The 12,598-nt window shown below is 71.1% G+C and carries 11 protein-coding genes; 5 read left to right on the top strand and 6 right to left on the bottom strand.

What is annotated here, in order from left to right:
- Positions 1-6: 6 nt before the first annotated feature.
- On the top strand, positions 7-1,248 hold the full coding sequence (locus KZI27_RS02715; RefSeq protein ID WP_222659216.1) for a multidrug effflux MFS transporter: 1,242 nt from the start codon (positions 7-9) through the stop codon (positions 1,246-1,248).
- 69 nt (positions 1,249-1,317) lie between these two features.
- Here KZI27_RS02715 and KZI27_RS02710 read toward each other — a convergent pair whose 3' ends face one another.
- Positions 1,318-2,016, bottom strand: a complete 699-nt coding sequence (locus tag KZI27_RS02710) for a phosphatase PAP2 family protein (protein WP_222659215.1) — start codon at positions 2,014-2,016, stop codon at positions 1,318-1,320.
- A gap of 88 nt (positions 2,017-2,104) precedes the next feature.
- Here KZI27_RS02710 and poxB point away from each other — a divergent pair, with 88 nt between their 5' ends.
- A complete protein-coding gene (gene poxB / locus KZI27_RS02705) occupies positions 2,105-3,829 on the top strand; it encodes a ubiquinone-dependent pyruvate dehydrogenase (RefSeq protein WP_222659214.1) in 1,725 nt (574 codons plus the stop codon).
- A gap of 66 nt (positions 3,830-3,895) precedes the next feature.
- Here the strand turns inward: poxB and KZI27_RS02700 are convergent, their stop codons facing one another.
- On the bottom strand, positions 3,896-4,579 hold the full coding sequence (locus KZI27_RS02700) for an SDR family NAD(P)-dependent oxidoreductase (RefSeq protein WP_222659213.1): 684 nt from the start codon (positions 4,577-4,579) through the stop codon (positions 3,896-3,898).
- A 101-nt stretch (positions 4,580-4,680) separates the two neighbouring features.
- Here KZI27_RS02700 and KZI27_RS02695 point away from each other — a divergent pair, with 101 nt between their 5' ends.
- Complete coding sequence (locus KZI27_RS02695; protein WP_222659212.1) at positions 4,681-5,523, top strand: helix-turn-helix transcriptional regulator; 843 nt, start codon at positions 4,681-4,683, stop codon at positions 5,521-5,523.
- Between the two features lie 20 nt (positions 5,524-5,543).
- On the opposite strand, the gene KZI27_RS02690 is transcribed toward KZI27_RS02695, so the two are convergent.
- On the bottom strand, positions 5,544-5,843 hold the full coding sequence (locus tag KZI27_RS02690; RefSeq protein WP_123310873.1) for a Dabb family protein: 300 nt from the start codon (positions 5,841-5,843) through the stop codon (positions 5,544-5,546).
- A 28-nt stretch (positions 5,844-5,871) separates the two neighbouring features.
- Positions 5,872-6,759: an SDR family oxidoreductase gene (locus KZI27_RS02685; protein WP_222659211.1), complete on the bottom strand. Its 888-nt coding sequence runs from the start codon at positions 6,757-6,759 to the stop codon at positions 5,872-5,874.
- A 138-nt stretch (positions 6,760-6,897) separates the two neighbouring features.
- Here KZI27_RS02685 and KZI27_RS02680 point away from each other — a divergent pair, with 138 nt between their 5' ends.
- A complete protein-coding gene (locus tag KZI27_RS02680; RefSeq protein WP_261784032.1) occupies positions 6,898-8,712 on the top strand; it encodes a hypothetical protein in 1,815 nt (604 codons plus the stop codon).
- 17 nt (positions 8,713-8,729) lie between these two features.
- Positions 8,730-9,563, top strand: a complete 834-nt coding sequence (locus tag KZI27_RS02675; RefSeq protein ID WP_222659210.1) for a family 16 glycosylhydrolase — start codon at positions 8,730-8,732, stop codon at positions 9,561-9,563.
- A gap of 97 nt (positions 9,564-9,660) precedes the next feature.
- On the opposite strand, the gene KZI27_RS02670 is transcribed toward KZI27_RS02675, so the two are convergent.
- Both KZI27_RS02670 and KZI27_RS02665 read right to left on the bottom strand, forming a co-directional pair.
- Positions 9,661-10,392 carry a S1 family peptidase gene (locus tag KZI27_RS02670; RefSeq protein ID WP_123310882.1) on the bottom strand — a complete coding sequence of 244 codons (732 nt, stop codon included), beginning with the start codon at positions 10,390-10,392 and terminating at the stop codon, positions 9,661-9,663.
- A 142-nt stretch (positions 10,393-10,534) separates the two neighbouring features.
- Positions 10,535-12,580 carry an ArnT family glycosyltransferase gene (locus KZI27_RS02665; protein ID WP_261784031.1) on the bottom strand — a complete coding sequence of 682 codons (2,046 nt, stop codon included), beginning with the start codon at positions 12,578-12,580 and terminating at the stop codon, positions 10,535-10,537.
- Positions 12,581-12,598 lie beyond the last annotated feature (18 nt).

Below are 12,598 nucleotides of genomic sequence, written 5' to 3'. Positions count from 1 at the left end.
ATAACAATGACCACGGACACCGGAACCATCCGCGCGCACGTCGCGACACCCACGACCAGGCAGCAGGGCATCACGACCCCGCTGCTGCTGGTGCTCGGCCTGCTCAGCGCCGTCGCCCCCTTCGCCACCGACCTGTACCTGCCGGCGTTCCCGCAGATGACCACCGAACTCGGTGCGAGCGCCACCACCGTGCAGCTCACACTGACCGCGTTCCTGGTCGGCGTGACGGCCGGCCAGCTCGTCTTCGGGCCACTGTCCGACCGGTTCGGCCGCGTGCCGCCGCTCATCGCCGGCGCGGGACTGTGCGTCCTGGCGAGCATCGCCGTCGTCGTCGCCCCGAACATCGGCGTGCTCATCGCCGCACGACTCCTGCAGGGACTCGGTGGCGCCGCCGGCATGGTGATCAGCCGTGCGGTCATCTCCGACCTGGCGACCGGCAAGCCCGCCGCCCGCGCGTTCTCGCTCATGATGATCGTCGGCGGGGTCGCCCCCGTCGTCGCACCGCTGCTCGGCGGCCTGCTCACCGGCCCGATCGGCTGGCGCGGACTGCTGTCGATCGTGCTCGGCCTGTCGGTGGTCATGCTCGTCGCGGTGCTCGCCGTCATCCGTGAGACCCACCTCAAGGCCCACCGCGACGTGCTGCGCGAGGAACGCAAGGGCTCCGGTTCGCCGCTCCGCGCGCTGCGATCCCGCACGTTCCTCGGCTACATCGCCGTGTTCGGCTTCGCGTTCGCCGTGATGATGGCCTACATCTCGGCCTCCCCGTTCCTGTACCAGGACATGATCGGGCTCGGCACCGTCGGCTACGGCCTGGCGTTCGGGCTGAACGCGCTGGCCCTGATGGGGGTGAGCATCGTGTCCGCCAAGCTCACCGAGACCCGTTCGGTCACCGGCGTGCTGTCGCTCGGCATCGCCCTGGTGTTCGCGTCGACGGTCGTGTTCGCACTGCTCGTCGTCTTCTCGGCGCCGGTGTTCTGGCTCGCCGTCCCGCTGTTCACCGCGGTCGGCTCGCTCGGCCTGGTGCTCGGCAACGCGACGGCGCTCGCGCTCGGTGCGGTCCCCGCTGCTGCCGGCAGCGCGTCGGCCGTGCTCGGCGCGCTGCAGTTCGGGCTCGCCGCGCTGGTGTCGCCGCTCGTCAGCATCGGTGGCTCGGCGACGGCTGCGCCGCTGGCGGTCGTGATGCTCGCGTCCGCCGTGGTCGCCGTCGTGGCGTTGCTCGTCGCCCGGGGGCGCACCCGCCTCGCCTGACCCGGTCGGGCCCGACCCGGAACGACATCATCGACGTCGCACGACGACGAGGACGTCGTTCCGGGTCGGTCACCGCCCCCGCAGGAACGGGATCCGCGGCATCAGCCAGTCGACCCACACCACCCGCACGCCCGGGGCGACGGCGAGCGCCCACAGGATCGAGGCCGCCGCGTCGGTCGGGTAGTGCACCACGTCGATCGACACCGAGAAGAACACCACGACGATCGCGACGACCCCGAGCGTCAGCGCGAGCCGGTGCCACCGCGTCTCGCGCAGCAGCCAGATCAGCGCGATCACGAACGCCGTGATGTAGACGGTGTGCCCGCTCGGGTAGCCGGGGTCGGGCTGCACCGGGAACGGGTGCGGCAGCACGGCGACGTCGGGCCGAGCGCGGTGGACGATCTCCTTGACGACCGCGGAGGGGACCCAGGTGACGGCGATCGTGCCGCCGAAGGCCAGGGCGGGGCGGAGGCTCCGGGTGCGCCACCAGATCACGGCCACGACGACGACGGTGATCCCGATCGCCGGAGCGGGACTGATGACGTGGTAGACGGCGGTGGTGAACGCCCCGACCGCGCCCGTGTGCAGGGCGTTCAGGGCCTTCGAGAGCCCGAGGTCGACCGTGCCCAGGGCGAATCCGACGAGCGTGATGACGACCACCGCGATGACCGCGATCGCGACCGACACGAGCGGGTAGGGCGACGGCTCGAGGATGCCGTGCGCGTCGGGCTCCGGTCGGCGGGGGCGGAGCTGCGGCGCGTCGGTCATCCGACCATCGTCCCAGCCCCGGCCCGACCACGGGCCCGGCGAGCCTCTGAAAGCACTCAGCGCAGCCGTCCGCGAGTAGACAGGACGCATGCCAACCGTTGCCGAGAACATCGTCGCCACCCTCCGCAAGAACGACGTCGCGCGCGTCTACGGCCTGCCGGGGGACTCCCTCAACGGCTTCACCGACGCCCTGCGCAAGGACGGCACGATCCGGTGGGAGCACGTCCGCCACGAGGAAGCCGCCGCCTTCGCGGCGAGCGCCGAAGCCGAGCTGACCGGTGAGCTCGCGGTCTGCGCCGGCAGCTGCGGCCCGGGCAACCTGCACCTCATCAACGGCCTGTTCGACGCGAACCGGTCGCGGGTCCCGGTGCTCGCGATCGCCGCGCACATCCCCACCGCCGAGATCGGCTCCGGCTACTTCCAGGAGACCCACCCGCAGGAGCTGTTCCGCGAGTGCTCGGTCTACGTCGAGTACGTCGCCGACCCGACGCAGATGCCCCGCCTGCTCGAGATCGCGATGCGCGAGGCCGTCGAGAAGCGCGGGGTCGCCGTGCTCGTGATCCCGGGCGACGTCCTGCTCGCCGAGGCCAAGGACGACCGCACCACGCGCATCGAGCGCTCGACGCCGCGGATCGTGCCGAGCGACGCCGAGCTGCAGCGCACCGCCGAGCTGCTGAACGGTGCCGACAAGGTCACCATCCTGGCGGGTGCGGGCGTCGCCGGCGCCCACGACGAGGTCGTCGCGCTCGCCGAGCGACTGCAGGCCCCGATCGTGCACGCCCTGCGCGGCAAGGAGCACATCGAGTGGGACAACCCCTACGACGTCGGGATGACCGGGCTGCTCGGCTTCGCGTCCGGGTACCGCGCGATGGAGGACGCCGACGTCGTGCTCATGCTCGGCACGGACTTCCCGTACCAGCAGTTCTTCCCGGCCAAGGCGAAGCACGTGCAGGTCGACATCCGTGGGTCACAGCTCGGCCGGCGGCACCCGGTCGACATCGGCCTGGTCGGCACGGTGAAGGACACCGCGCTCGCCCTCATCCCGCTGCTGACCGGTTCGCACCCGACGACGCACCTCGACACCGCCCTGAAGCACTACCGGAAGACCCGCGAGAAGCTCGACGACCTGGCCGTCCCCGCCGGCCGGAAGAAGCCGCTGCACCCGCAGTACGTCGCTCGTGTGCTCGACCGGATCGCCGCCGACGACGCCGTGTTCATCCCGGACGTCGGATCCCCCGTCGTGTGGGCGTCGCGCTACCTGACGATGAACGGCAAGCGTCGCCTGATCGGGTCGTTCGTGCACGGCACGATGGCGAACGCGGTGCCGCAGGCGATCGGTGCGCAGACGGCCTTCCCGGACCGCCAGGTGATCGCACTCGCGGGCGACGGCGGGCTGACGATGCTCCTCGGGGAGCTCATCACGATCGTGCAGAACAAGCTGCCGGTGAAGATCGTCGTGTTCGACAACTCATCGCTGAACTTCGTCGAGCTCGAGATGAAGGCGGCCGGGTTCGTGAACTACGGCACCGAGCTGCAGAACCCGGACTTCGCCGCCGTCGCCGAGGCGATCGGCATCAAGGGGTTCAAGGTCGACGTCTCCGACGACTTCGAGGACGCCATGGCCGCCGCACTCGCGCACGACGGGCCGGCGCTCGTCTCGGTGCGCGCGAACCGGCAGGAGCTGTCGATGCCCCCGGCGGTCACGCTCGAGCAGGCGAAGGGGTTCACGCTCTACGCCATCCGCACGGTGCTGTCCGGTCGCGGCGACGAGCTGCTGGACCTCGCGTCGACCAACGCGCGCCAGCTGCTGTAGACGCGACCGCACGGCGGACGGGAGGCGCGGTGCCAGCTGGCACCGCGCCTCCCGTCCGTCGCGGCGTCACCACCCGAGCGGCTGGCCGTCCTCCAGGAACACGCCGGTCGGGCCCTCCGGGCCCGCGCTCGCGGCGGCCGCGATCGTCGCGGCGCTGACCTCGACGGGGCGCCCGTGCGGGTTCGGCATGCCACCGAACTCGGTGGCCGTGTAGCCGGGCTCGATCGCCACGAAGTGCACCTCGGGCACGACGCGCGCGTACTGCACCGTCAGCATCGAGACGGCGGCCTTGGACGCGCCGTAGACCACGGCCGGCACGGTGAACGCCGGCTTCGACGGATCGTGGGTGGCGGTGAAGGAGCCGAGCGCACTCGACAGGTTCACCACGATCGGGTTCGCGGAGCGACGCAGGAGCGGCAACGCGGCCTCGGTCGCGCGGATCGTGCCGACGGCGTTCGTGTCGAAGACGGCGAGCGCCTCTGGCCCGCTCTGCCCCCAGACGGCGATGCCGGCGTTGTTGACCAGCACGTCGAGTCCGCCGTTCTCGGCGACGTGCGCGAACGCGGCGGCGACCGAGTCGTCGTCGCGGACGTCGAGCTGGACGGAGCGGGCGCCGATCTCGGCGGCGACCGCGGCGCCCTGGTCGGCGTCGCGGGCGCCGATCCAGACGGTGTGGCCGGCTGCGACGAGTTGGCGGGCGGTTTCCGTGCCGAGGCCGCGGGTGGCCCCGGTGATGAGTGTCGTTGTCATGGGTCCAGCGTCGTGCTCGGCGGCGACCGCAGGGAGTCGCCCGGTTGTCGTAGGACCGGCAGGGCCAGGACCCGACCGCGACGTGCGCGCAGACTGGGGGCATGGCGGACACGGACTTCGGGCACACCCTGCGGCGGCTGCGCGACCACGTCACCCCCGAGGCTGCCGGCGTGACCGTCGGGCCGCGGCGTCGGGCGGCCGGGCTGCGCCGGGAGGAACTCGCGGGGCTCTCGGGGATCTCCGCCGACTACCTGACCCGCCTGGAGCAGGGACGCGCGACGTCGCCGTCCGCACAGGTCGTCGAGGCGCTCGTGCGGGCATTGCGGGTCGCCGATGCCGACCGCGAGCTGCTCTACCGGCTGGCCGGGCACGCCGTCCCCGGCGCGGACGTGGTGCCGTCGCGGATCCCGCCGAGCGTGCAGCGACTGCTCGACCGGCTGGCGGACACCCCGGTCGCGGTCCTCGACGCCGCGGGGAACCTGCTCGTCGCCAACGCCCCGTACGACGCGCTGATGGGGCCGATCGGCGCGCTGCGCGGGAACGAACGCAACACCGCGTGGCGACACCTGGTCGGATCCGGCAGCCGGGCCGTGCACACACCGCAGGAGCAGGCCGCGTTCGAGGCGAACCTGGTCGCCGGACTCCGCATGACCGCGGCCCGGTACCCCCTCGACCGGCAGCTGCAGCAGCTCGTGCGGGACCTCCGGGCCGCGAGCCCGCGGTTCGTCGAGCTGTGGGACTCCGGCGCGACGGCCCTGGGCGAGACGGCCCGCCGCAAGGTGGTCGACCACCCCGACGTCGGGCTGATCACGCTCGACTGCGACACCCTGGTCGTCGGGCCGGAGGACCTGCGGATCCTGGCCTACACGGCGGTGCCGGGGTCAGTGGACGCCGAGCGGTTGGCGCTGGCGATCGTGCTCGGGACGCAGTCGTTGGTGGAGTAGCCGGGCGGAGTAGCGCGCGCCTACGCCGCGTCCTCGACGTCGAACACCACGACCCGGGCACTCGCCCCGCCGATGAACTCGGCCACCGGCCGGTGCTCCGGGTGCGGCAGGTACCCGGCGAGCGCCGCCCGATCACGGAACCGCACCACGAGCATCCAGTGGAACCCGCCCTCCAGCCCCTCGGTGCTCACGCTCGTCCCCGACTGCACGGACTCGACACCATCGATCCGCGGCAGGTGCTCACGTGACAGGGCGTCGGCCTCGGACGACCGGTCCGCTCCGTCCCACTCGACCAACACGGTGTGCGTCACTGCGGACACGTGGTCTCCTCGTCTGTCACGACGCCGATCAGAACGCGGGCGTTCCGCCGGCGATCGTGATCGTGGATCCGGACTGGTAGCTGGACTCCGGGCTCACGAGGTGCACGTACGCGGCACCGAGCTCGGCGGGCTGCCCGGGTCGACCGAACGGCGAGGTCTCGCCGAAGTGCGACACGGTCTCGGCGTCGTCGGAGCCCGGCTGCAGCGGCGTCCACACCGGTCCCGGGGCGACGGAGTTCACGCGGATGCCCTTCGGGGCGAGCTGCTGTGCGACGGCCTCGGTGAAGAGCTTGATCGCACCCTTCGACACCGCGTAGTCGATCTTGTCGGCCGACGGCGTCGACGCCTGGATCGAACCCGTCGTCACGATGGTGGAGCCCGGCTCGAGGTGCGGCACCGCAGCCTTGGTCAGCCAGAACAGCGAGTAGATGTTGGTCTTGAACGTCGAGTCGAACATCGACGTGTCGAGGGTCAGGATGTCCTCGTTGCTGTCCATGCGGCCGGCGACCATGACCAGGGTGTCGAGACCGCCGAACTCGTCGACGCCCTTCTGCACCAGGTCCTTGCAGTACTGCTCGTCGGAGATGTCACCGGGGAACAGGACCGCGCGACGGCCCTCGGACTCGAGCAGGTCGCGGACCTCTTCGGCGTCCTCCTGCTCGTCCGGCAGGTAGGACAGCACCAGGTCGGCGCCTTCACGCGACAGCGCGATGGCGGCCGCTCGACCGATGCCGGAGTCGGCGCCGGTGATGATACCGCGGTAGCCGGTCAGCCGCTCACGGCCGACGTAGCTCTCCTCGCCGTGGTCCGGCTTCGGGTCCATCTTCCAGGCGGCACCCGGCAGCGACTGCTCCTGCTTCGGGTACGGCGGGGCCGGGTAGAGGGTGTTCGGGTCGCGCTTGTCGTACTGGCTCATGCGTTCCACTGTCGTCGTCGCGCGTGGACGCGCGTTCAGCGTCGCGCGCCGGGTCGGTCTGCTGCGACCCTGGGTCGCCACTGGTCCCCTTTTCGTCCGACTGTCCGGGCGCTCCGACAGGTCTACGGTCTGTTCCGTGTGGCAACGACGCCGCACGATGACGAATCGAGCATCATGCAACGACGGATGAAGCAGCTCGTCGCGATCGCCTTGAGCGCCGGTGTCGTGGGGGCCCTCGTCCCCGCGGTCTCCGCTCAGGCGGTCACGACGAGCGACACCCCGGACTTCGGGAGCAACGTCAAGATCTACGATCCCTCGGTGCCCGCGTCGACCATCCAGGCCGACGTCGACGCCGCCTTCACCAGTCAGCTCCGCAGCACGAGCGCGCAGTTCGGCACGCAGCGGTACGCCTTCCTGTTCAAGCCTGGCAGCTACGGCCGCGTCTGGGCGAACCTGGGCTTCTACACATCGGTCGCCGGGTTGGGGAAGAACCCCGATGACGTGACGATCAACGGTGCCGTGAACGTCGATTCCGGATGGAACGCCGGGGACGAGAAGAACGCGACGCAGAACTTCTGGCGGTCGGTCGAGAACGTGGCGATCGTCCCCGAAGGCGGCACCGACCGGTGGGCGGTGTCCCAGGCCGCGCCGATGCGTCGGGTGCACATCAAGGGGAACCTGACGATGGGGCCGTCCAACCAGGACGGCGGCCAGGGGTACTCGTCGGGCGGCTACATCGCCGACACCAAGGTCGACGGCACGGTGACCTCCGGGTCGCAGCAGCAGTGGTACACCCGGAACTCCACGATCGGCTCGTGGCAGGGCGGCAACTGGAACATGACGTTCTCAGGGGTGAACGGCGCCCCGGCGAACGACTTCTCGAAGAGCTACACCACGCTCGCCACGACCCCGACGACGCGGGAGAAGCCTTACCTGTACGTCGACTCGTCGAACAAGTACCACGTGTTCGTCCCGTCGCTGCGGCAGAACTCGAGCGGTGTCACGTGGCCGAACACCGGCGGCACCGACATCCCGATGCGGAACTTCTACGTCGCCCACCCGGGCGACTCGGCGGCGACCATCAACAGCGCGCTGGCCCAGGGGCTGAACCTGTTCTTCACACCGGGCACCTACCAGCTCGACGCGGCGATCAACGTCACCCGCGCGGACACCGTCGTGACGGGCATCGGCTTCCCGACGCTCGTGCCGACCAAGGGCAACGCCGTCCTGACCTCGACCGACGTCGCGGGGGTGAACGTCTCGAACCTCGTGGTCGATGCGGGCACGCAGAACAGCGCGCAGTTGGTCCGCCTCGGCGCGTCCGGGTCGCACGTCGACCACGCCGGCGACCCGCAGAGCATCCAGGACGTCTTCTTCCGCGTCGGATCGAGCGTGCAGGGCAAGGCCTCGACCACGCTGCAGGTGAACGCCGACGACACGCTCGTCGACCACATCTGGGCCTGGCGCGCGGACCACGGCGGTGCGGCGACCGGGTGGACCGTGAACACCGGGGCGACCGGCGTCGAGGTGAACGGCAACGACGTCCTCGCCACCGGGCTGTTCGTCGAGCACTACCAGAAGTACGAAGTGCAGTGGAACGGCAACAACGGCAAGACGATCTTCTTCCAGAACGAGATGCCCTACGACGTGCCGGACAACGCGTCGTGGCAGAGCCCGACCGGCGCCGGATACGCCGCCTACAAGGTGGCAGCGAACGTGACGAGCCACGAGATCTGGGGCGGCGGCGTCTACTGCTTCTTCAACACGAACCCCGCGGTGCACGCAGACCGGGCGTTCGAGGTCCCGCAGACCGCTGGCGTCCGCGCGCACGGCCTGGTCACGGTCTCGCTCGGCGACACCGGCACCATCTCGAGCGTCATCAACGGCGTCGGTGGTGCGGTGCCGACACCGGCGGGCAACACCGCCCCGAACCGCGTCGCCTCGTACAACTGATCCCGGGAGGATCGATGATGCACACCACTCGGAAGCGGCGACTGGTCGCTCTCACGGTCGCCGGAGCGGCGGCCCTCGCACTCGGTGCGGGCCCCGTCCTGCAGGGAGCGGACCCCGCGAACGCAGCGAGCGGCGACGTGGTCTGGTCGCAGGACTTCGGCGGAGCCGCGGGCAGCGCACCGGATCGATCGGCGTGGACGAACGAGACCGGCGGCGGCGGCTGGGGCAACAACGAGCTCGAGGACTACACCGACTCGCGCGACAACTCGGCGCTCGACGGGCAGGGCAACCTGGTCATCACGGCGAAGCGCGAGGCCGACGGTTCGTACACCAGCGCCCGACTCACGACGCAGGGCAAGTACACGCCCCGGTACGGCCGCGTCGAGGCGCGGATCCAGATCCCCCGCGGCCAGGGCATCTGGCCGGCGTTCTGGATGCTCGGTTCCGACCTGCCCCAGGTCGGTTGGCCGAACTCCGGCGAGGTCGACGTGATGGAGAACGTCGGGTACGAGCCGGCGACGGTGCACGGCACGGTCCACGGGCCCGGGTACTCCGGCGGCCAGGGCATCACGTCGAGCTACCAGCACCCCCAGGGGTGGTCGTTCGCGGACACGTTCCACACGTTCGCGGTCGACTGGAAGCCCGGATCGATCACCTGGTCGGTCGACGGTGTCGCGTACAAGACGGTCACGCCCGCCGACACGGGTGGCAATCCGTGGGTCTTCGACAAGCCGTTCTTCATCGTGCTGAACCTCGCCGTCGGCGGCAGCTGGCCGGGCTACCCGGACGGTACGACGCAGTTCCCGCAGCAGATGAAGATCGACTACGTCCGTGTGATCGACAACTCGTGACCCAGCGCGGGTGGGCGACCAGCCGCTCTGGACACGGCTGATGACGGACGGGAGGCCCGTGGCGACGCCGCCACGGGCCTCCCGTCCGCCTGTCGGTTCAGACGCCGGCCGTGGTCTTGATCCAGGACGAGGCCTGCGACAGCAGGGCGTAGTTCGAGCCGGCCTTGGTGTTCGCGCCGGGGTCGGCGCTGTCACCGGTCGAGCAGACGGCGACGACCTTGCCGTTCACGAGCAGCGGGCCGCCGGAGTCACCGTGGTTCGAGGCGCCGGTCACGCCCGTGAGGTGCTGGGCACGACCGCTGTAGGCGTCGGTGCTCGCGCCGGTGAGCGAGACGGTGGCCTGGTAGAGCCCGTCGGACTGGGTCGCGTTCGCGCGCAGGCCGTAGCCCTGGATGGTGCCGGTCCCGCTCGACTTGGCGGTCGCGGTGAGGTCGAGGGGTGCGTACGTGGACAGCGCGTACGCGGTCCGCAGGTGGACGAGGGCGATGTCGCCCGCGGGCGAGGCACTGACGCGGTCGACGGCGACGGCCGTGCCCCGGTTGGTCGTGGAGTTCGAGTGGTAGACGTTCATCGCGCCGATGCCGTCGATGCAGTGGCGGGCGGTGAGGATCCACGAGGCGTTGATCTGCTCACCGGTGCAGTTGCTGACGTAGCCCGACGGGATGGAGCCGCCCGACGCTTCGAGCTGGACCGCCCACGAGGTGGTGGGGGCCTTCTCGCCGCCGACGACCTTCGTGCTGGCCGGCAGTGCCGAGGCGGGTGACGCGGCGAACACGCCCGCGGTGATGACGGCCGCGGCGGCGAACGCGGCTGCGATGGACTTCTTCATGACGACTCCTCTGTCGGGGGAAGCACCTGACCCGTTGCGTTGTGCAACTGGTCAGCATCCTGACCCTCGTTCAGGGGCCGCGCCAGTCCGCACTTCGGCGGACGCCGAGCCTCCCGACCCGCTCCGGACCGGAGCGGTTCGGTCACGAGGCGGCCGTGAGGTCGTAGAGGGTCACACCGTCCACCGTCGTCGACGTGAAGTTCGCCGCGACCCACGCCGTGATCTGGTCGGCAGTCGTGCTGTCCGAGGTGGTGGTCGAGCCGGACCCGGAGGATGAGCCGGCGATGAACCAGTGGATCGCCCCGGCTGCGACCTCGGACCGGAACTGTGCGAGCGTCGGGGCGGGGTCCGTGCCGTTGTAGCCGCCGATCGCCATCACCGGGTCGCCGGTCGCAAGCTGGTAGCTCGCGGCACTGTTGGAGCCGACGGTCGCGGCGAGCCATGTGGCGTCCCCGGCATCGGCGGACAGGACGGCGACGAGCTCGCTCGAGACCTCCGTCGAGCCGCCGAGTAGGTTCGCGGCGCCTCCGGGCGGGGCGGCCCGGGTCGCGCCACCCGTGCTCGCGCCGGGCGGTGTGCTTCCGGGTCCGTTCGTTCCGGCCGCTGTCCCACTGGGCGCGGTTCCGCCGACGGGGGTGGTTCCGCCGCCGGGGGTGGTGCCCCCGGGCGTGGCTCCGCCGCCACCCGTGCCGCGGGCGACGGCCGGCCCGGCCGAGGGGATCGCGCCGCTGTGCGCGACGGACGCCGTCTGCACCGAGAACGCCGTGGGTCCGAGCAGCGCCGCGACGAGCACCGCCGCCACGGTCGCTGCGCCGATGCTCCGTCGGCGGGGCGGCAGGAGCACGAGGACGGTACCGACAGCCGCGGACGCCAGCACCACCCACCGGATCCAGGGCTGCCACGAGGCCGTCTCGTCGAGCAGCCGGAACGACCACGCCCCCGTCACCGCGACCGTGACGGCGGCCGTGATCCGCCAGGCGAGGACCGCACGACGCTGCCAGAGCACCCCGGCCCCGATGCCCACCAGTCCGGCGATGTACGGTGCGAGCGCGACCGTGTAGTACGGGTGGAAGATCCCACCCATGAAGCTGAACACCAGGCCGGTCGTCAGCAGCGATGTCCCGAGGACCAGGACCGTGGCGAGCCTCGGGTCGGTGCGGTTCCGGACGCCGACCGCGACCACGGCGACGACGAGGAGCACCAGGGCGGTCGGCAGCAGCCAGGTGATCTGCGTCGCGAACTCCGAGCCGAACAGCCGGGTCAGGCCGGTCGAACCCCACGACCCGGCCCCCGTGGTCCACCCGCCCGGCACCACGCTGCCGTCCTCGTCGCCGGTGACCCGGCCGAGCCCGTTGTACCCGAAGGTGAGCTCGAGGAAGCTGTTCGTCTGCGAGCCGCCGATGTACGGCCGGGACGACGCGGGCACGAGCTCGACGATGGCGACCCACCACCCCGCCGACACGACGACGGCAACGGCTGCCGCCAGCAGGTGGCCGACGCGTCGCAGCACCGGCCGCGGCGACGCGTACAGGTACACCCCGACCAGCGGCGGCAGCACGAGGAACGCCTGCAGCTGCTTCGTCAGGAACCCGAGTCCGACGAGCACGCCGGCCCAGACCACCCAGCGCATCCGTCCGGACTCGACACCGCGCAGGGTCAGCGCGATCGCCCCGACCACCAGGAGCGTCAGGAGCGCGTCCGGGTTGTTGTAGCGGAACATCAGCGTCGCCACCGGGGTCACGGCGAGGGCGGCTCCGGCGACCAGCGCGGCGCTTGCCGTGAACCGGCGACGGACGATCCGGTACAGGATCGCCACCGAGGCCACGCCCATCAGCGCCTGGGGGACGAGGATCGACCACAAGTTCAGCCCGAACAGCCGGACCGACACCCCGATCACCCAGAGGAACGCCGGCGGCTTGTCGACCGTGATCGCGTTCGCGGCGTCGGAGGAACCGTAGAAGAACGCCTCCCAGCTCTGGCTGCCGGCCTGGATCGCGGCTGAGTAGAACGAGTTCGCCCACCCGTTCACGCCGAGACCGACGAGGTACAGCACCCCGGTCGCCACGAGCAGCCCGAGGAACGCTGGTCGCTCCCACCGCGCCCGGTCCGTCCGGCTGCGGCCCACCGATCGCAGTCGCGCGGACAGCAGGGTGGAACGGACGGGGGAGACGGTCGACGTTCCTGACATGGGTCCACCGTCGCGGTC

This window comes from Curtobacterium sp. TC1, from assembly GCF_019844075.1.
Lineage (GTDB): Bacteria > Actinomycetota > Actinomycetes > Actinomycetales > Microbacteriaceae > Curtobacterium.
The sequence above is the reverse complement of the archived record's forward strand: the minus strand, read 5'-3'. Positions and strand labels throughout refer to the sequence as shown.